Source organism: Lentzea albida (assembly GCF_900111005.1).
Lineage (GTDB): Bacteria > Actinomycetota > Actinomycetes > Mycobacteriales > Pseudonocardiaceae > Lentzea > Lentzea albida.
The window spans coordinates 101177-121482 of sequence record NZ_FOFV01000013.1 but is presented as its reverse complement, the minus strand read 5'-3'; the positions used below and the strand labels follow the sequence as shown (position 1 = coordinate 121482).

Here is a 20306-nt window from a genome sequence, read left to right as displayed (position 1 = left end):
TTCCTCTGGGCAGGGCGACTCACAGACGGTCCCAGCCACCCGCGGGGGTCCGGGGGCTCGCCCCCGGCTGGGGTCTGGGGGCTCGGCCCCCAGAAAACGCCCGAAGGCGACCCGGTTCGCGCACTCCGCGAACACAGATCGCCTTCGACTTCGGTGCCCCCGGCAGGATTCGAACCTGCGCTCCCGCCTCCGGAGGGCGGTGCTCTATCCCCTGAGCTACGGGGGCCGTAGCTACGTGGAAGATCCTAGCGCACCCGCGCCACCCCGTTTCACACCTACCCCCTGTGGCCCCACGACGTGGCGTCCATCACCTGGGTAGTGGGACGGGAATAGCCCGGATTGCACTCATGCGCATGTCGCTATATGTTCCGAACCATGGGTCACGGGCATGGGCACGGATCGGCGAGCGCGAGCGGGCAGCACGCCGGCAAGCTGTGGGTCGCGTTCGGCATCGGCGCGGTCTTCATGGTGGTGGAGTTCGTCGTGGGCTTCGCGACGTCCTCGCTGGCCCTGATCTCCGATGCCGCCCACATGCTCACCGACGTGCTCGGGGTCGGGATGGCGCTGGCCGCGATCATGGTGGCGCGCAGGGCCAAGGCCGGGAAGAACCGCACGTTCGGCTTCTACCGGGCCGAGGTGCTGGCGGCGCTGGCCAACGCGGTGCTGCTCTTCGGGGTCGCCGGCTACGTCATCTACGAGGCTGTCGGCCGGTTCCAGGACCCGCCGAGCGTGCCGGGGTGGCCGGTGCTCATCGCCGCGACGCTCGGGCTGGCGGCGAACCTGGTCTCCTTCTCCGTCCTCAAGGAGGGCGCCAAGGAGAGCATCAACGTCAAGGGTGCTTACCTCGAGGTGCTGGCCGACCTGATCGGGTCCGTCGGTGTGCTGATCTCGGCGCTGGTCACCATCACGACCGGGTGGAAGTACGCGGACCCGATCATGGGTGTGCTGATCGGCGTGTGGGTCCTGCCGCGGACGTACTCGTTGGCCAAGAACGCGCTGCACATCCTGTTCCAGCACGCGCCGGAGCGGTTGGACGTCACGGAGATGCAGAAGGCGCTCACCGAGCTGCCTGGCGTCACCGAGGCGCACGACCTGCACGTGTGGACGCTCACCAGCGGCATGGAGGTGGCTTCCGCCCACCTCACGACGGCTGAGGACGCCGATCACGCGGTCGTGTTGAAGGAGGCGCAGGCGTTGCTGGCGGCCAAGTACCACATCGAGCACGCGACCCTGCAGGTCGAGGGCGGCTCGTCAGCGCAGCGGTGCCGGGAGCTCAGCTGGTGAGTGCGGCAGGTCGCGCATGGTGTCCTTCGTGGACTGCGCGCCCGTTCGTGACGGAACCACCGGCTGGCGGGGTTGCGGAACGGCGATCCACACGCGGCCTCGCTCGAACGGCACCACAAGAGCCTCCCCAGTCACCGCACACGAGTTGACAAGATCTCACCGGAGTATGTCTGAAAGGGATAGATCCTTTCAGGTGAACGGGAAAGGCCGCGCTCCGTGACGGAACGCGGCCTTCCCCATCAGCGCTGCGGGCTACTCGCTACAGCCCAGCGCACTGTCCTGCCTTCGGACCCTTCACGTCGTTCGCGAAGCCGTTGTTCGACGGCGCCGGGTCGTTGCCCGTGCAGGACAACGGTCCGCCGACCGTCGAGAACGCCACGACCGAAGCGGTCTTGTTCGACGTCAGCGACACGGGGCCGCTGACCGAGGTGTTCTCCACGGCGACCTCGGTGGCGGAGCCGTGCACCGTCACCGGGCCGTTGACGCGAGTGCCCACCAGTACGACGGACGACGCGTCCGCCGCCGACAGCGGGCCCTTGATCTCGCCGCCGAAGACGTAGAGGGTCGCGCCCTTCTGAACTGTCACCGGTCCGCTGATCGTGGCACCGTCCACATAGGTCACGCCCTTGACCTGCAGCGGGCCGTTGACCGTGCCGGTCACCGTGCTGGTGGCGGCCGGCAGCGGCTTCGACAGCAGCTCGAACTCCGACAGCGTCACGTCGCCGGTGAACTCCAGCCGGTAGAAGTTGTACCGGCCCGGCGAGGCGATCTTGAACGACCGGGTGTACTGCTGCCATTGGAAGTTCTCACCGGTCCGCTTGTCGACCGTGGCCCACGTCTTGCCGTCGTAGGAGCCCTTCAGCTCCCACGCCGACGGCGACGTGCCCGTCTTGCCGTTGGTCAGCGTGTAGAACTCCGCCTTCTCCTTGGCGTCGGCCGCCTTGAAGTCGAACGAGCGGACCACGGCGCTGGTCGCGGAGTTGTTGTCCACCAACGCGGCCGTGCCGACACCCGAGGAGACGTCGCGCAACGGCGTCGGAACCGCGTCACCCTTGGTGATCGAGTCCGGCACGTCGTTGACGCCCGTGCCCCAGGCGGACGGCTTCGGGCCCATGTCGAAGTCGATCGTGGCGCCGGCCGCGAGCACGTCGTGCGGCAGCGACGTCTTGTTCCACGCCTTGCCGTTGACCTTCACACCCTGCACGTAGATGTTCTTCGCGCTGTTCTTCGGTGCGTTGATGACGAGCTTCTTGCCGTTCTCGAGCTTCACGGTCGCCTTGGTGAACAGCGGCGATCCGATCGCGTAGGCCGGCTTGCCCATCTGCAGCGGGTAGAAGCCCAGCGACGAGAACAGGTGCCAGGCCGACATCTCGCCGTTGTCCTCGTCACCGGCGTAGCCCTGGCCCTGCTGCGAGCCCACGTACAGGCGCGACAGGATCTCCCGCACCTTCTCCGCCGTCCGCGCGGGCTGGCCGGCGTAGTTGTACATGTAGGCGATGTGGTGCGACGGCTGGTTGGAGTGGCCGTACTGGCCCATCCGCACGTCCCGCGCCTCGATCATCTCGTGGATCACGCCGCCGTAGCCGCCGGGGAACTTCGCGGTCTCGGGCAGGGTGAAGAACGAGTCGAGCTTCTGCGCCAGCTTCTCCCGCCCGCCGTACAGGTTCGCGAGACCCTGCCCGTCGTGCGGCACCGTGAACGCCATGTTCCAGCCGTTCGTCTCGGTGTAGTCGTAGCGCCAGTCCTGCGGGTTGTACTTCGACGGGTCCTCGACGCGCCACGACCCGTCGACGTTGCGGCCCTGGAAGAAGTCGATCCGCTTGTCGAACGTCAGCACGTAGTTCTGGGCGCGGTTGAGGAAGTACTCGTACTCCTCGGCGTACCGCTTCTCGCCCGTCTTCTCGTGCAGGGCCTTCGCCATCGACGCGATGCCGAAGTCGTTGAGGTAGCCCTCGATCGCCCACGACCACGCCTCGTGCAGCTGGTCGTTGCCGGTCCAGCCGAGGAAGATCGACCGGTCCATGCCCTTGCGGCCGACGTTGTTGCTCGGCGGCACGACGGACGCGTTCTTCACCGCGGCGTCGTAGGCGGCCTTGATGTCGAAGTTGCTGACACCCTTGAGGTACGCGTCGGCGAACGCCACGTCGGAGCTCGTGCCGGTCATCAGGTCCGCGTAACCGGGGGAGGACCAGCGCGAGATCCAGCCGCCGTCCTTGTACTGCTGGACGAAGCCCTCGGCCATCTCGCCCGCCTTGGACGGCGTGAACAGCGAGTACGCGGGCCAGGTCGTGCGGTAGGTGTCCCAGAACCCGTTGTTGACGTAGACCTTGCCGTCCACGATCTTCGCGCCGGTCTGCGTCGGCGTGTTCTGGCCGGTCGCGGGCGACACCGGGGACGCGTACTTGGTGACACCGCCGACGTTCTCGAAGCCCGAGTTCGGGTAGAGGTAGAGGCGGTACAGGTTCGAGTACAGCGTGATCAGCTGGTCCTCGGACGCGCCCTCGACCGTGATGATGCCGAGGATCTTGTCCCACGCGGCCTGCGCCTTGTCGCGCACCGACTCGAACGTGTCCGAGCCGCTGACCTCCTGCTCCAGGTTCGACTTCGCCTGGTCGACGGAGATCAGCGAGGTGGCGATCCGCAGCTCGACGGTCTTGTCGCCGAACGAGAAGTAGCCGCCCACGCTGTCACGGCCCGCGCCGGTGAGCTTGCCGCTCGCCGTCACCGCCTTGTCGACCTTGCCGTAGACGAACAGGCGGGTCGCGCCGGTCGACAGGCCGCTCTTGACGTCCGAGTAGCCCGTCACGACACCGTTGGCGGCGTCGAGGGTGAGACCACCGGAGTTGTTCACGTTGTCGAACACGAGGTTCTTCTGGGCCCCGTCGTCGAACGTGAACCGGAAGACCGCCGCGTGGTCCGTCGGCGTGATCTCGGTCTTCATGCCGTTCTCGAACGTGACGCCGTAGTAGTGCGCCTTGGCGACCTCGTTCTCGTGCCGGAACGGCAGGGCGCGCAGCGCGCGGTCCTGGGTCGGCGCGATGTTCGAGGGCATGACCTGGAACGTCTGGCGGTCGCCCATCCACGGGCTGGGCTCGTGGGAGGTCGTGAACGCCTGCAGCGTCGGCAGGTTCTGCGCGTTGTTGCGCTGCGCGTACTCGTACAGCCAGCTCTGCGAACCCGCGTTGGTCATCGGGGACCAGAAGTTGAAGCCGTGCGGCACCGCGGTCGCCGGGAAGTTGTTGCCCCGCGAGAACGAGCCGTTCGAGTTCGTGCCGCGCGTGGTCAGCACGTAGTCCGACGGCTTCGCGTACTGCTTGGTGACGACGTCGCCGATGCGGATGTCGTCGTACCAGGCGGCGAGCTCCGTCGGGCCCTTCGGACCGTCGTAGGCGACCAGGATCCGCTTGATCGTCTTGCCGGCCGCGACGGCGCCGATCGTGGACGCCACCTTGTTCCACTGGTTGGCGTACAGGAACTTGCCCGCGCCCTGGCCCTGCGGCGACAGCGTCGCGCCGTGCTGGTCGACGGCCTTGAGGTCGCTCAGGTACGTGCCGTCGGAGAACGCGAGGTCCACCGCCGAGTACGTGCTCGGGTAGTCCAGGTTGTCGGTGATGAACTCCGGGAAGATCATGTACGACAGCTCGGTCTTGGCGGTGACGGGCACGTCGACGTCGAAGACCTTGTTGTAGCTGTACGCCCGGCCCTCGGCCGTGTGCCTGCCCTGGGTGCGGAACGACTTGACGCCCGTCCAGCCGGCGCGCGACTTGGACGTGTAACCGCCCGTCGGGCCGCTCCCGACGACGCTGCGCATGTTCGGCGCGGGAGGCGTGGTGGAGCCGTCGGAGAGCTGCACCTCGGCGAGCTGCATGACGTTGTTGCCACCGTTGTTCAGCGTCACGTCGAGCTTGTAGTGGCTGAACGCCTGGGGCGTCGCGATGTCGTAGCTCTTGGTCTGGAAGCGCTCGGCGAACGTCTCACCGGTGCGCGTGTCGACGACGGTCCAGTCCGTGCCGTTGTTCGAGCCCTGGAGCGTCCAGTTCTTCGGGTCGCGCTCGGGAGCGTCGTTGGCCGACGAGAGCGCGTACTTCCTGATCGTCTGCTGCTCGCCGAAGCGGAACGACGCCCAGCCCGTGGAGGTGAAGACCAGCCACTTGGAGTTGACGCTGCCGTCGACGAGGTTCTCCTTCACCTCGCCGGCGTCCGCGAACTCGCCGTTGGCCTTGACCTCCAGCACCTTGTCGGACAAGTTGCCGGGGATGCCCGAGCCGTCCGAGCCGATCACGCCCGACGACTTCGGGTTGCCCGAGGAGTCGGTCTCGACCGCGTTCGACCACGAAGGCTGAGGTTGACCGTCCTCAAAGGACGATGAAAAACCCACTCCTGGCTCCTCTGGTGCGGCGGCCGCGTAGCCGTTGGTGACGCCGCCCACCAGTGTCGCAGCAATCGCAACGCTCAACAGGGTCGTGGTTCGTCTCTTGCGCAGGTGCCTCATTGCAACCCTTCCGCCGCCTGCCCCATGTGGGTGGGAGCGTTTCCGGCACGTGACATCGTTGTCAAGGGACAGGACGGGAATTGTCGTGCAACCTGTCTCCTCAACAGTTGCCCGTGAGCACCGGCGATCAAGATCTAGAATCGCGTGGTGAGCGACCGCAAGCCGCCAGAGGTGGGCACACCAGCGGGCATGCGCGTGCTCAACCAACGCGCTGTGCTCGGCCTGCTGCGCCGTCTGGGTGCCGCCACGCGCCCCCAGATCGCCAAGGACACCGGTCTGTCCAAGCCGACGGTCGGGCAGGCCCTGGCCGATCTGGAACGTCACGGCCTGGTGCGCCCCATCGGCCGCACGACAGCGGGTCCCGGCAGGTCAGCGGTGGTCTACGAGCCGAATCCCGTGGCCGGCTACGTGCTGGGCGTCGACATCGGCCGGGAGCGGATCCGGGCGGCACTGGCCGACCTGGGCGGGTCGGTGGTGGCCCGCGTGGACGAGCGCAACCGCAGCCGGTCGGCGGCGGCGCTCGTGCGCACGGTGACCGACCTGGCCGCACGCACCGCGGCGGACGCTGGGATCGCTCTCACGGACGTCGTGGTGAAGGTGATCGGCAGCCCCGGGGTGATCGACCAGCGCTCGCGGGTGGTGCGGCACGCGCCGCAGCTGCCGGGCTGGGAGTCGCTCGGCGTGGTGGACGGGCTGGAGTCGTCGCTCGGCCCGGTGGTCGTGGAGAACGACGCGAACCTGGCGGCGCTGGGCGAGCACGTCTACGGGGCCGCGCGGGACGCCCGCGTGTTCGTGTGCGCCACGGTCGGCACCGGTGTCGGCATGGGCATCGTCGTGGACGGCGAGCTGTTCCGCGGCGCGCGCGGCGCGGCGGGGGAGGTCGGGTTCCTGCCGTACGGCGAGTCCTCTTCGGACGTCCGCCGTGGACAGTTCGAGGACGCGGCGTCGGCGGGATCCGTTGTGGCACGGGCACGGGAGCTCGGGCTGACGGCGCGCTCGGCCCGTGACGTGTTCTCGCAGGCGCGTTCGGGGAATGCCACCGCACTGGAGGTCGTGCGGGTGGAGGCGGAACGGCTCGCGTTCCTCGTCGCCGCCGTGGCCGCGGTGATCGATCCGGAACTGGTGGTCCTGGGCGGTGGCGTCGGGTCGAACGTCGACCTGATGCTCGAGCCGCTGGAGGCGGCGCTGCGGTCGATGACACCGCTGGCGCCCCGGATCGTGGCGGGCTCCCTGGGGGATGGCGCGGTGCTCTCCGGTGCCATCGCGATGGGCCTCGAAGCCGCCCGTGAATTGGTCTTCGAAGTTACTCTCTGAGAGTAGTTGAGTACCCCTCACCTGGTAGTTCACTCAATTGTCGTAACTGTTAACGGTGTTTTGTGGCTTAGCGTTACCGGCACCTCCTCCTGGAGGGTTGTGTCCTTCCGTTGCAAGGGGAGTCGGTAGGGGGATGCGGGGGACGTAGCCCCCTACCGACCGTGCACTGGGCAGGTGCCGCGCCCGCACCACCATCAGCCTGCCCAGTGCAGTCAACGCCTCTAGCGGGGCGTGGGCCGGTGGACGTTGCGCGCCGTCGACTCGTGGTGCGTCGAGTCCGCGATCCACCTCCCGGGGATGGACGCGTCGACGATGCCCTCCTCCAGCCAGGCGTACTCGCCGGCGAGGACCTGCCTCGCCACCGCCTGGTCGCTGTCGTCGGTGTTCTTCCAGAGCTTCTCGAACAGCTCGTCGACCCGGATCCGCGCCTGCTTGGCGAACGCGTCGGCCAGCACCTGGGAGTTGCGGTTCTCGTCCTGCACGGCGCGCACGCAGGCGGCGCTGATCGCGAACAGCTCGGCCCCGATGTCCACCACCCGGCTCAGGAACCGCTGCTTGCGCTCCATCTTCCCCTGCCACCGCGACATGGCGTAGAACGTCTGCCGCGCCAGCTTGCGCGCGGAGCGTTCGACGAACCGCAGGTGCTTGGCGAGCGGCCCGAACTCCGTGTAGCCCGCCGGGGTCTGGCCCTTGCCGACGATCAGGGTCGGGAACCACTTCGCGTAGAACCCGCCCGCCCTGGCCGCGGCCTTCACCTTGGCCTGGCGGTCGGCGTCCGGGTCGATGATGTCCCCGGCGACGCTGAGGTGCGCGTCGACGGCCTCCCGCGCGATCAGCAGGTGCATGATCTCGGTGGAGCCCTCGAAGATCCGGTTGATGCGCAGGTCGCGCAGGACCTGCTCGGCCGCGATCCCGCGTTCCCCGCGTGCCGCCTGGCTCTCCGCCGTCTCGTACCCGCGCCCGCCGCGGATCTGGACCAGCTCGTCCGCCACCAGCCAGGCCTTCTCGGACGCGTAGAGCTTCGCCAGCGCCGCCTCGATGCGGATGTCGTGGCTGCCGGCGTCCGCGAGCTCGGAACTGAGGTCCAGCACCGCTTCCAGCGCGTACGCCGTGGCGGCGATGTAGGCGATCTTGCCCGCGACGGCCTCGTGCTTGCCGACGGGAAGACCCCACTGGATGCGTTCACCGGACCACTCGCGGGCGATCTTGAGGCACCACTTGGCACTGCCGGCGCAGAGGGCGGGCAGGCTCAGCCGTCCGGTGTTGAGGGTGGCGAGCGCGATCTTGAGGCCGGCGCCCTCCTTGCCGATCACGTTCTTCTTCGGGACCCGGACGTCGTGGAACCGGGTCACGCCGTTCTCGAGGCCCCTGAGCCCCATGAACGCGTTGCGGTTCTCGACGGTGATGCCCTCGGCGTCCGCTTCCACGACGAACGCCGTGATGCCCTTGTCCGGCACCTGCGCCATGACGACGAGCAGGTCGGCCACGACTCCGTTGGTGGTCCAGAGCTTCACGCCGTTGAGCACGTAGTCGTCGCCGTCCACCGTCGCGGTGGTGCCGAGCCTGGCCGGGTCGCTGCCGACGTCCGGTTCGGTGAGCAGGAACGCCGTGATCTCGCCCTTGGCGCACCTCGGCAGGAACTCCTGCTTCTGCTCCTCGTTGCCGAACATGGCGATCGGCTGGGGGACGCCGATGGACTGGTGGGCGCTGAGCATCGCGCCGATCGCGGGGCTGGCGGAACCGACCAGCATGAGGGCCCTGTTGTAGTAGACCTGGGTCAGGCCGATGCCGCCGTACTCGGGTTTGATCTTCATGCCGAACGCGCCGAGGTCCTTCAGGCCCTTCAGGACGTCGTCGGGGATCTGGGCGTCGCGCTCGATGACGGTGTTGTCGATGTGCTTCTCGGTGAACTCGCGGAGCTTGGCGAGGAACGCCTCGCCTCGGGTGCGGTCTTCTGCGGTGCCACTCGGATGGGGGTGGATGAGGTCGATGCGGAAGTGACCGAGGAAGAGCTCCTTGCCGAAGCTCGGTCGCTGCCAGCGGGTTTCCCGTGCTTGTTCGGCGACCTGCCTGGCCGCGCGCTCGTCGACGGTCATGGTTACCTCCGAGTAGGGGTGTGACCCACGTTACTCAGGGGTAGGCGGTTGTCCATGGGTGTGGCGGTGAATGGGCACGTTGGGTGCGGGGCGGCCGGTGTGCGGGGCGGCTGATGTGCGGGGCGGCTGATGTGCGGGTGTGCACCGGCTGCCATCGCGTCATAGTTCGGACGGCTCGCTGCGCATCGCCACACCAGGCTGCGTGCGTGGTCGCCGTGGGTGGGCGAGTGCGGATGGCGCCCTGCGACAAGCGAAAGGGCCGCCCCCACACCTCGGGGACGGCCCTCGCGGACTGATCGGCGATACCGGCTACGGCAGCGGGGCGGCTCCGCGCTTCGCCAGGTAGTCCTTCATCAGCTCGGTCTCGGCGGACTGCGACTTCAGCATGTTGTCCGACAGCGTCCGCACGAACGGCTGACCGGCGGCCGTCGAGGCGTACTCGGCCATCGGTGCGCCGCCCTGGTGGTGGCGGAGCATGAGCTGGAGCCAGTAGACGTCGAAGTCCCGTCCGGCCGCCACCGTGCGGAGCTTGGTCAGCTCCTCGGTGGTGGCCATGCCGGGCATGATCGGCTTGCCCGCCTCCGGGGTGGTGGCGCCGTGGCCGTGCACTCCGGCCGCGTCCATCCACTTCATGTAGACGCCCGAGATGTTCTGCTCGTGCTCGTTCCACATCATCAGCCAGCCCTTCATCCGCCCCACCTGTTCGAGCTGGGTGGAGGAGATGTCGAACGCGAGCTGGCGGATCTCCGGGTCGGTCGAGCGGTCGCGGGCGATGTTCGCCATCTGGATGCCCTGCAGGTGGTGCATGGACATGTCCTGGCAGAAGCCGACGTCCACGGAGCCCGAGGCCGGGGCCGCGGACGACGACGAGGAGCCGGGGAGCTTCACCAGCAGGCCCACGGCCGCGCCCAGCAGGAGCACGGCCAGGACCGCTGCGCCGATGACGAGGGTCCGGGTCAGGCCCGTGGGGCCGTTGCCGGACGCCTCGTCGGTGTCGGTCGGAGCGGACATCAGCTCGACGGGGGCGTCGAGACGGAGCTCGAGGCCGGGGGCGTGCTCATGCTCGGCTGCTGCTCGGTGACGGAGTCGTCCTTGCCGCCGTCCATCGGCACGGCGTCGGCGCCCGGCTTCTCGGCCACGAACGGGGCCGGGTTCGACAGGAACTGCGGGTTCTCGCAGGACGCGCCGACCTCGGGGTAGGTGTTCGCGTTGCGCAGCAGCGACGAGATGAACTGGTCGATGCGCTCGTCGTCGGCGCTGTCGACCTTCAGCTGGTGGCCCCAGGACTGGAGCGAGACCGGCTTGTCGAGACCGGGGAACGGCGACAGCATCATGTACGGGATGCCCTCGACCTTGACCTTCAGCTTGTTGAGGGCCTCGTCCTTGACCTGGTCCGGGTTGTACGCGATCCAGACGGCGCCGTGCTCGAGGCCGTGGACCGCGTTCTCCGTGCGGATCGCCTTGTCGTAGACGACGCCGGTGCAGTCGGCCCAGGTGGCGTCGTGCGGGCCGCCGAACGCCGGGGTCTGGTCGTAGGCGACGCGCTGGTCGGCCGTCACGTGGCGGGAGCCCTTGTACTCCTTGATCACGATGCCCGCGAGCGCGGTCGACGGGTCCTTGTTCGTGTCGGAGGGCTTCCACTTGGCCAGGGCGGCCTCTTTGACGTTGTTCGCGTGGATCTGCGAGTACGCATATCCGAAAACACCGCCCGCGAGGCCCAGCACGGCGATCACCGCGATGATCGTGCCCCACGGCTTCGGCTTGCTCGCCACCACCGAGGAACGGGCCGCGGCCACGCTGTTGCGCGTGGCCTTCGTCTTCTTGCCGCTGGTCATGTCCGCCTCAGATGTCGTCCTGGTCAACCGGCGCCAGTGTAGGGACATCGTGTCTGGTCACTGTCAGCGCAGGGCGATACCACGTGCGCGTTAACACTTGCCGTCTCACCCTCCGAGACCCGGTAACCCGGTCGAGACCTGCGACAACGCTTCTCTAAACTCTTCTGTCGTGACCCCTGAAGTGCTCGCCGATCTCGTCCGGTCCACGGTTGCGCAGGTGCTGACCGACAGAGGCCTGGACGCCACCTCGCTCCCCGAGCAGGTGACGGTCGAGCGACCCAGGAACCCCGAACACGGGGACTACGCCACGAACGTCGCCCTGCAGATCGCCAAGAGGGCCGGGGTGCCGCCGCGCGAGCTCGCCACGTGGCTCGCCGAGGCCCTGCTGGCCCAGGCCGCCATCGCCAAGGCCGACGTCGCCGGGCCGGGCTTCCTGAACCTCACCATCGCCACCGAGGCACAGGGAGCGATCGTTCGTGCGGCTCTCGAAGACGGCTACGGCACCGGCGGCGAGCTCGGCGGCAGGCGGATCAACCTCGAGTTCGTCTCCGCGAACCCGACCGGCCCCATCCACCTGGGCGGCGCGCGCTGGGCGGCCGTCGGGGACGCGCTCGGCAGGGTGCTCCAGGCCCGTGGCGCCGAGGTCACCCGCGAGTACTACTTCAACGACGCCGGCGCGCAGATCGACAGGTTCGTCCGGTCGCTGATCGCCGCCGCGAAGGGCGAACCGGCCCCCGAGGACGGCTACGCGGGCACGTACGTGAGCGACATCGCCGCCGAGGTGCTGCGCCGCGAACCAGGTGCTTTGAGCGACCCGGAGACCGTGCGCCGGGTCGGCGTCGGGCTCATGTTCGAGGAGATCAAGCGCAGCCTGCACGAGTTCGGCACCGACTTCGACGTCTACTTCCACGAGGACTCGCTGCACAAAAGCGGCCGTGTCGCCGAGGCCGTCGAGAAGCTCAAGGCGAACGGCTCGCTGTACGAGAAGGACGGCGCCTGGTGGCTGCGGTCCACGGACTTCGGTGACGACAAGGACCGGGTCGTCATCAAGAGCGACGGCAACCCCGCGTACATCGCGGGCGACATCGCCTACCTCGTCGACAAGCGCGCCCGCGGCTTCGACCTCTGCATCTACATGCTCGGAGCCGACCACCACGGCTACATCGCGCGCCTCAAGGCCGCGGCCGCCGCGCTGGGCGACGACCCGGACAGCGTCGAGGTGCTGATCGGCCAGCTCGTGAACCTCGTCAGCGAAGGCCAGCCCGTCCGGATGAGCAAGCGCGCGGGCACCGTCATCACGATGGAGGACCTGGTCGACGCCGTCGGCGTGGACGCCGCCCGCTACGCGATGATTCGCTCCAGCGTCGACTCCGGCCTCGACATCGACCTCGACCTGCTGCGCAAGCACAGCAACGAGAACCCGGTCTACTACGTGCAGTACGCCCACGCGCGCACGTCGTCGATCCTGCGCAACGCCGCCGATCTCGGCATCACCCCAGGTGAGGACTTCGCGCTGCTCACCCACGAGCGCGAGGGCGACCTCATCCGCACCATCGGCGAGTTCCCGCGAGTGGTGGCCACCGCCGCCGAGCTGCGTGAACCGCACCGCGTCGCCCGCTTCCTCGAGGAGCTCGCGGGCACGTACCACCGCTTCCAGCAGGACTGCCGCGTCCTTCCCCGCGGCGATGAGGAGACGACTCCGTTGCACCAGGTCAGGCTTCAGCTCGTCAACGCGACCAGGCGCGTGTTCGCCGCGGGCCTCGGCCTGCTCGGCGTGACCGCCCCGGAGCGCATGTGATGCGCGCGCACCCGGCCGGACCCCGGCACGCCGACGTCATGGTTCCCGGCAACACCGCCGGCGACCGCCCCTCCGGCGCCGACCAGCTCGACTACCTGACGCCGCACGTGTGGCCCCGCAACGCCAAGCGCACCGAGACCGGCGTGGTCGAGCTCGCCGGAGTCGACGTGCGGTCGCTGGCCGAGCAGTACGGCACCCCGTTGTTCGTCATGGACGAGCAGGACTTCCGCGCCCGCTGCCGCGAGCACGCCGAGGCGTTCGGCGACCCGACGCTCGTGCACTACGCCTCCAAGGCGTTCCTGAGCGTGCAGGTCGCGAAGTGGGTGGCCGAAGAGGGCCTCTCGATCGACGTCTGCAGCGGCGGCGAGCTGGCCATCGCGCTGCGGGCCGACTTCCCGGCCGAGCGGATCGCGTTGCACGGCAACAACAAAAGCGTTCCCGAACTGATCGCGGCCGTCGAGGCGGGCGTCGGCGGGATCGTCGTCGACTCCTACCACGAGATCGCGCGCCTGGACCAGATCGCCCGCGAACGCGGTGTGGTGCAGAAGGTCCTGATCCGCGTCACGGTCGGCGTCGAGGCGCACACGCACGAGTTCATCGCGACCGCGCACGAGGACCAGAAGTTCGGCTTCTCGCTGTCCTCCGGCGACGCGGCCGAGGCCGTGCGCCGCGTGCTCAAGGCCGGTGGCCTCGAACTCGTCGGCCTGCACAGCCACATCGGCTCGCAGATCTTCGACGCGTCCGGCTTCGAGGTCGCCGCGCGCCGCGTGATCGGCCTGCTCGCCGAGATCCGCGAGGAGCACGGCGACGTCGGGTCGCTGAACGTCGTCGACCTCGGCGGTGGTCTCGGCATCGCCTACACGCCGGACGACGACCCGCCCCCGCCCGCGGAGCTCGCGCGGCAGCTGCACAACATCGTGCAGAAAGAGTGCGAGCACAACGGCCTGGAGATGCCTCGCATCGCGGTGGAGCCCGGCCGCGCGATCGTCGGCCCCGGCACGGTCACCGTGTACGAGGTCGGCACGATCAAGGACATCGAGCTCGACGGTGGCGCGCGCCGCCGGTACGTCAGCGTCGACGGCGGCATGAGCGACAACATCCGCACCGCGCTGTACGACGCGGTCTACGACTGCAAGCTGGTCTCACGCGCGTCCGAGCCCGAATCGAGGGCCGTGCTGTGTCGTGTGGTGGGCAAGCACTGCGAGTCCGGTGACATCGTGGTGCGGGACTGCTGGCTGCCCGACGACCTCGCGCCGGGTGACCTGGTTGCGATCGCCGCCACAGGGGCCTACTGCTACTCGATGGCGAGCGGGTACAACCGACTCCCGAGGCCCGCGCTCGCCGCGGTGACCGACGGGGAGGCGCGGCTGCTGCTGCGTCGCGAGACCGAGGACGACCTGTTCCGTCTGGAGGTATGAAAGCCGTGAAACCGATTCGGGTCGCCTTGCTCGGCTGTGGCACGGTGGGCACGGAGGTAGTCCGGCTGCTGACGGACCAGGCCGAGGACCTCACCCAGCGCATCGGCGCGCCGGTGGAGCTCGCGGGCATCGCCGTGCGCAGGCCGAACAAGCATCGTGAGGTGCCGGAGCACCTGCTCACCACGGACGCCGCCGCGCTCGTGAAGTCCGACGACGTGGACGTCATCGTCGAGGTCATCGGCGGCATCGACCCCACGCGCGGGCTGCTGCTGGAGGCGTTGCGGGGCGGCAAGTCCGTCGTGACGGCGAACAAGGCGCTGCTGGCCGAGCACGGTCCCGACCTCTTCGAGGCCGCCGACGCGTCCGGTGCCGACCTCTACTTCGAGGCCGCCGTCGCCGGCGCGATCCCGTTGCTGCGCCCGTTGCGGGAATCCCTTGCGGGAGACCGGATCACGCGCGTCATGGGCATCGTGAACGGCACGACGAACTTCATCCTGTCCGCGATGGACGCCACGGGCGCGGGCTACGCCGAGACGCTCGAGGAGGCCTCGCGCCTCGGGTACGCCGAGGCCGACCCGACCGCGGACGTCGACGGGTTCGACGCCGCGTCGAAGGCCGCGATCCTCGCGTCCCTCGCGTTCCACACCCGCGTGACGGCCTCGGACGTGTACCGCGAGGGCATCCGCGCGGTGTCCGCGGCGGACATCGCGGCCGCCAAGGGCCTCGGGCGCACGGTCAAGCTGCTCGCGATCTGCGAGCGCGTGGTCAGCCCGTCCGGCCAGGAGTCAGTCGCCGTTCGAGTGCACCCGGCCATGATCCCCAGGACGCATCCGCTGGCGAGCGTCAACGGCGCGTTCAACGCCGTGTTCGTCGAGGCCGACGCGGCGGGGGAGATGATGTTCTACGGGCAGGGTGCCGGTGGCGCGCCGACGGCGAGCGCCGTCGTGGGCGACCTGGTCGCCGTGGCGCGCAACATGGTCGCGAGCGGGCACGGTCCGCGCGAGTCCGCGTACGCCGCGCTTCCCGTGCAGCCCATGGGGAACACGCCCACCCGCTACCACATCAGCCTCGACGTCGCGGACAAGGCGGGTGTCCTCTCGCAGGTCGCCGCCGTGTTCGCCGAGCACGACGTGAGCATCGCCGCGGTGCGCCAGGAAGGCCGCACCGAGGACGCCAGCCTGGTGATCGTCACGCACGCGGCGACCGACGCCGCGCTGCGGTCCACTGTGGACAAAATCGGTGGCCTCCCCGTGGTGCGGGACGTCGTCAGCGTCATGAGGGTGGAGGGCGAAGAGTGAGTGCTGTCAGAGCGGGCTGGCCCGGTCTCATCAACGCCTACCGGGACCGCATCGAGATCCCCGAGGGTGCCGAGGTCGTGACGCTGCACGAGGGCGGCACGCCGCTGGTGCACGCGAAGCGCCTCTCCGCGGCCACCGGGTCGGACGTCTGGGTCAAGGTCGAGGGCGCGAACCCGACCGGCTCGTTCAAGGACCGCGGCATGACCGTGGCCATGACGTACGCCCTCGCCTCCGGGCTCAAGGCCGTGATCTGCGCCTCCACCGGCAACACCTCCGCGTCCGCGGCGGCCTACGCGGCCAAGGCGGGCCTGACGGCGGCCGTGCTGGTGCCCAGCGGCAAGATCGCGATGGGCAAGCTCGCCCAGGCCGTCATGCACGGCGCGAAGATCCTGCAGATCGACGGCAACTTCGACGACTGCCTCGAACTCGCCTCCAAGACCGCCGCCGAGTACCCGGTCACGCTGGTGAACTCGGTCAACCCCGTGCGCCTGGTCGGTCAGCAGACCGCCGCGTGGGAGGTCGCCGACGTGCTCGGGCACGCGCCGGACGTGCACTGCCTGCCGGTCGGCAACGCGGGCAACATCACCGCGTACTGGAAGGGCTACACGTCGTACGACATGGGCCTGCCGAAGATGTTCGGCTTCCAGGCCGCGGGGGCCGCGCCGCTGGTCAGCGGCCAGCCGGTGGCGAAGCCGGAGACCATCGCGACCGCGATCCGGATCGGTTCGCCGGCGTCGTGGGCGGGCGCGGTCAAGGCCCGCGACGAGTCCGGTGGCCTGATCGACGCCGTCACCGACGAGCAGATCCTCGCCGCGTACCGCCTGCTGGCGTCGTCCGAGGGCATCTTCGTCGAACCCGCGTCGGCCGCGTCCATCGCCGGTCTGCTGATGACCGCCGAGGACGGCAGGCTGCCCAAGGGCTCGACGGTCGTGTGCACCGTCACCGGTCACGGTCTGAAGGACCCCGACACCGCGTTGCTCGGCACCACCGAGGTCGAGCCGGTCCCTGTCGACCCCGGCGCCGTCGCGCACGCGCTGGAGCTCGCGTGAAGTTCCTCGTCTCCGTCCCCGCGTCGACCGCGAACCTCGGTTCGGGGTTCGACGCGCTGGGCATGGCGCTCGGCCTGTACGACGACGTCGAGGTGGCCTCCGCGGAGGCCGGAGTCCTCTCGATCGCCGTCGAGGGTGCCGGATCGGCCGACGTCCCGCTCGACGAGACTCATCTCGTCGTGCGGGCCGTCCGCGCCACGGGCTACACCGGCGGGCTGGTGCTGAAGTGCCGCAACGCCATTCCGCACGCACGCGGCCTGGGCTCGTCGGCCGCCGCGATCGTGGCGGGTGTCGTAGCCGGGTTCACCCTCTCGGGTCGCGAGTTGGACACGGACGCGTTGCAAATCGCCGCCGAGTTCGAGGGCCACGCGGACAACGCGGCCGCCTCGCTCTACGGCGGTGTTGTCGTTGCGTGGTCGGAAGGTGAGCGCTACCGGGCCGTCCGGGCGGACGCCGACGCACGGGTGCGCCCGTTCGTCCTGATCCCGTCGCAGGAGTCGTCCACCAAGACGACGCGCGGACTGCTCCCGGCCGAGGTGCCGCACGCCGACGCCGCGCACGCCGCGGGGCGCGCCGCCCTCGCGGTGCACGCGCTGACGCGGGACCCGTCCGTTCTCCTTGCCGCGACTGAGGATCGACTCCACCAGAACTACCGCGAGCCCGCATGGCCCGACACCGTTCGGGTGATCAACGATCTTCGCAAGCTCGGAGTTCCCGCCTGCGTGAGCGGAGCGGGACCCACCGTGATCGCCTTCGGTGATCTTCCGGCCGAGGTCGACACGCACGGCTTCGACGTGCGCAGACTCGACGTCGACGCCGCTGGCGTGCGCGTTCGTCCATTGGACTGACACGCCCGACCCCGGTTGTTGCATGGTGGAAGAGTGGCGTCTACCCTCGGGGGCGATCAGTCACTGCGCGCACGGGCGCCGGTGTCGCGCTCGGACACTCGTTCCGGGTCGCAATCCTTTTGTGTTCCGGCTCTGTGCCGTGCGGGCGGGGCGGACGCGAAAAGGCACCCGATCGCCGTGATCTGAGAAAAGTCCCGTGCTCGAGGGAGGCCTTCGTGCCTCCGTCTTCATCGGACTTGACCGCCGTTCCCCGCTGAAGTGGGAAGGCGGGTCCGCTGGGCCGCGTAGGAGGCGGGGCCTGGTCAGGAAGGACTTGTGTGACCAACACCGATTTGCTGAGCAGCGAAGTCGCAGCTGCCGCTGGTTCTGGAGCCGAGGAGAACGCTCTGTCCACCCCATCGAACGGCACGACGCCGCGCCGCCGCGCGGGTCTGTCCGGCATGGTGCTCGCTGAGTTGCGCGAGCTCGCCGGCCAAATGGGCATCACCGGAACCGCAGGCCTGCGCAAGGGCGACCTGATCGCGGCCATCAAGGAGAAGCAGGGCTCCGGCGCCCCGGCCGCCAAGGCCGAGAAGCCCGCGAAGGCCCCGAAGGCGGAGGCCCCGGCCGAGAAGCCTGCGGCCAAGGTCGTCGAGAAGCCCGTGGAAAAGCCTGTTCAGCAGCAGCTCGAGGTCGCGGAGAAGCCCGCGTCCGTCGAGGCTCCGGCCGCCGACGACCGCTCGTCCGAGGACGGGGGGCGCCGTGGAAACCGCCGCCGCCGTTCCGGCCGTGGCGGCGGCAACGCCGAGGGCGAGGGCCAGCCGCAGCAGTCCGAGCAGCGCGCCGAGCGCCCTGAGCGCGCCGAGCGCCAGGACCGCGGCGACCGCTCCGACCGCGGCGAGCGTTCGGACCGCGGTGAGCGTTCCGACCGCGGCGACCGCTCTGAGCGCGGCGAGCGTTCGGACCGCGGCGACCGCAACGAGCGCGGCGGCCGTGACCGCAACCGCGACCGGGGCGAGCGCTCCGACCGCGGTGACCGCGGCGACCGCCAGGGTGGCGGCCAGCCGGACGGCGACGACGAGGGCGGCCGTCGCGGCCGCTTCCGCGACCGCCGCAGGCGTGGTGGCCGTGGTGAGGGCCAGGACGGCGGAGGCCGTGGCGACCGCGAGACCGAGGTGCGCGAGGACGACGTCCTGCTCCCCGTCGCGGGCATCCTGGACGTGCTGGAGAACTACGCGTTCGTCCGCACGTCGGGCTACCTCGCGGGCTCGAACGACGTCTACGTCTCGCTCTCGCTGGTCCGCAAGTACGGCCTGCGCCGCGGTGACGCCATCACCGGCGCCGTCCGCCAGCCGCGCGACGGCGAGCAGCAGCGCCAGAAGTTCAACCCGCTGGTCCGCGTCGACAAGATCAACGGCCTGGACCCAGAAGAGGCGCGCAACCGCCCGGACTTCACGAAGCTGACGCCGCTCTACCCGAACGAGCGCCTGCGCCTCGAGACCGAGCCGCACATCCTCACCACCCGCGTCATCGACCTGGTGATGCCGATCGGCAAGGGCCAGCGCGCCCTGATCGTGTCGCCGCCGAAGGCCGGCAAGACCTCGGTTCTGCAGTCGATCGCGAACGCGATCACGAAGAACAACCCCGAGTGCCACCTCATGGTCGTGCTCGTGGACGAGCGTCCGGAAGAGGTCACCGACATGCAGCGCTCGGTGAAGGGCGAGGTCATCGCCTCGACCTTCGACCGGCCGCCGTCGGACCACACGACGATCTCGGAGCTCGCGATCGAGCGCGCCAAGCGCCTGGTCGAGATGGGCCACGACGTCGTCGTCCTGCTCGACTCGATCACCCGCCTGGGCCGCGCCTACAACCTGGCAGCCCCGGCGTCCGGCCGAATCCTGTCCGGTGGTGTCGACTCGACGGCCCTCTACCCGCCGAAGCGCTTCCTCGGCGCCGCCCGCAACATCGAGGGCGGCGGCTCGCTGACCGTCATCGCGACGGCGCTGGTCGAGACCGGTTCCGCCGGTGACTCGGTGATCTTCGAAGAGTTCAAGGGCACCGGCAACGCCGAGCTCAAGCTCGACCGCAAGATCGCCGACAAGCGCACGTTCCCGGCGGTCGACGTCGACAGCTCCGGCACCCGCAAGGAAGAGCTCCTGCTCTCGCCGGACGAGATGGCGGTCACGCACAAGCTCCGCCGCGTGCTGCACGCGCTCGACGGTCAGCAGGCCATCGACCTGCTGCTCGACCGCCTGCGCAAGTCCCGCACCAACATCGAGTTCCTGATGCAGGTCGCGAAGACGACGCCGGGCGCCGAGCAGGACTGACGCTCGACGTGAGTTTCACGTGAAATCGCCCCCGCTGCAGGTCAGCGGGGGCTTTTTCATGCTTGTCACTCGAATGCCGAAGGCCTCGCGAGCGGTCCGCTCAGCGGCAGCCGGCGGTGTGGCGGTTCTCGTCGCTCTGCACCAGGCACTGGAACACCAGGCCCATCAGCACCGGCAGTCCCACCACCGCGGCCGCCAGCGCGGGAACCTCCACCGCGCCCACCACGACCCCGAGGACCAGCACGGCCGCCAGGTAGGGCCACCGCAACCAGTTCCGCTGCCAGGACCGCCTCCACCTGACCCCGCCGGACACGGCGGCGGCCACGGCCACACCGGCCCCGGACACGACCGGCGACAACGGCACCGAACTCCAGTCGCCGATCAGCAGGCCACCCGCTCCCATCAGGCCGAACACGGCCGCGGAGAACACGAACGGCAGGACCAGCCACACGCGCTGGTCCATCGGCCGCTCAAGGGTGCAGAACACGCGGGATAGTCTGATGGACACTCACCAACAACACGCAGCCGCATCTGGCCCAACGGCGACACCTTGCGCTGAACGGCGTAC

General features: G+C 69.3%; 13 protein-coding genes and 1 tRNA gene. 8 read left to right on the top strand and 6 right to left on the bottom strand.

Annotated features, from left to right (window positions below; translation table 11 throughout):
* Positions 1-154: 154 nt before the first annotated feature.
* Positions 155-226, bottom strand: a tRNA-Arg gene (locus BMY74_RS28900).
* 149 nt (positions 227-375) lie between these two features.
* On the opposite strand from BMY74_RS28900, the gene BMY74_RS28895 reads away from it, so the two are divergent.
* Positions 376-1284: a cation diffusion facilitator family transporter gene (locus tag BMY74_RS28895; RefSeq protein WP_089921614.1), complete on the top strand. Its 909-nt coding sequence runs from the start codon at positions 376-378 to the stop codon at positions 1282-1284.
* A gap of 259 nt (positions 1285-1543) precedes the next feature.
* Here the strand turns inward: BMY74_RS28895 and BMY74_RS28890 are convergent, their stop codons facing one another.
* Positions 1544-5776 carry a GH92 family glycosyl hydrolase gene (locus BMY74_RS28890; RefSeq protein WP_089921613.1) on the bottom strand — a complete coding sequence of 1411 codons (4233 nt, stop codon included), beginning with the start codon at positions 5774-5776 and terminating at the stop codon, positions 1544-1546.
* Positions 5777-5965: 189 nt separating this feature from the next.
* Between BMY74_RS28890 and BMY74_RS28885 the strand changes: the two genes are divergently transcribed.
* Positions 5966-7090, top strand: coding sequence for an ROK family transcriptional regulator (locus BMY74_RS28885; protein WP_089921612.1), 1125 nt, complete (start codon positions 5966-5968; stop codon positions 7088-7090).
* Positions 7091-7311: 221 nt separating this feature from the next.
* Here BMY74_RS28885 and BMY74_RS28880 read toward each other — a convergent pair whose 3' ends face one another.
* The 3 genes from BMY74_RS28880 to BMY74_RS28870 form a co-directional block, all read right to left on the bottom strand.
* Positions 7312-9186 carry an acyl-CoA dehydrogenase family protein gene (locus BMY74_RS28880; protein WP_089921611.1) on the bottom strand — a complete coding sequence of 625 codons (1875 nt, stop codon included), beginning with the start codon at positions 9184-9186 and terminating at the stop codon, positions 7312-7314.
* 309 nt (positions 9187-9495) lie between these two features.
* Positions 9496-10197: a DUF305 domain-containing protein gene (locus BMY74_RS28875; RefSeq protein ID WP_089921610.1), complete on the bottom strand. Its 702-nt coding sequence runs from the start codon at positions 10195-10197 to the stop codon at positions 9496-9498.
* The gene (locus BMY74_RS28870; protein WP_089921609.1) at positions 10197-11021 is read right to left on the bottom strand and encodes a thioredoxin-like domain-containing protein; all 825 of its coding nucleotides are present in this window, start codon (positions 11019-11021) and stop codon (positions 10197-10199) included. Before BMY74_RS28870 ends, BMY74_RS28875 begins: the two co-directional genes overlap by 1 nt.
* Before the next feature lie 169 nt (positions 11022-11190).
* Here BMY74_RS28870 and argS point away from each other — a divergent pair, with 169 nt between their 5' ends.
* The 6 genes from argS (at position 11191) to rho (ending at position 19738) form a co-directional block, all read left to right on the top strand.
* The gene (argS, locus tag BMY74_RS28865) at positions 11191-12819 is read left to right on the top strand and encodes an arginine--tRNA ligase (RefSeq protein WP_089921608.1); all 1629 of its coding nucleotides are present in this window, start codon (positions 11191-11193) and stop codon (positions 12817-12819) included.
* Entirely contained in the window at positions 12819-14237 is a 1419-nt protein-coding gene (gene lysA, locus BMY74_RS28860; RefSeq protein ID WP_089921761.1) for a diaminopimelate decarboxylase, read from the top strand. The genes argS and lysA overlap by 1 nt, the downstream gene beginning before the upstream one ends.
* Positions 14234-15535, top strand: a complete 1302-nt coding sequence (locus tag BMY74_RS28855) for a homoserine dehydrogenase (RefSeq protein ID WP_089921607.1) — start codon at positions 14234-14236, stop codon at positions 15533-15535. Before lysA ends, BMY74_RS28855 begins: the two co-directional genes overlap by 4 nt.
* Entirely contained in the window at positions 15532-16584 is a 1053-nt protein-coding gene (gene thrC, locus BMY74_RS28850; RefSeq protein ID WP_089921606.1) for a threonine synthase, read from the top strand. The genes BMY74_RS28855 and thrC overlap by 4 nt, the downstream gene beginning before the upstream one ends.
* Entirely contained in the window at positions 16581-17432 is an 852-nt protein-coding gene (gene thrB, locus BMY74_RS28845) for a homoserine kinase (RefSeq protein WP_089921605.1), read from the top strand. Before thrC ends, thrB begins: the two co-directional genes overlap by 4 nt.
* A gap of 317 nt (positions 17433-17749) precedes the next feature.
* Positions 17750-19738: a transcription termination factor Rho gene (rho, locus tag BMY74_RS28840; protein WP_089921604.1), complete on the top strand. Its 1989-nt coding sequence runs from the start codon at positions 17750-17752 to the stop codon at positions 19736-19738.
* A gap of 100 nt (positions 19739-19838) precedes the next feature.
* Here rho and BMY74_RS45265 read toward each other — a convergent pair whose 3' ends face one another.
* Positions 19839-20225: a hypothetical protein gene (locus tag BMY74_RS45265; RefSeq protein WP_177229970.1), complete on the bottom strand. Its 387-nt coding sequence runs from the start codon at positions 20223-20225 to the stop codon at positions 19839-19841.
* Positions 20226-20306: the final 81 nt, after the last annotated feature.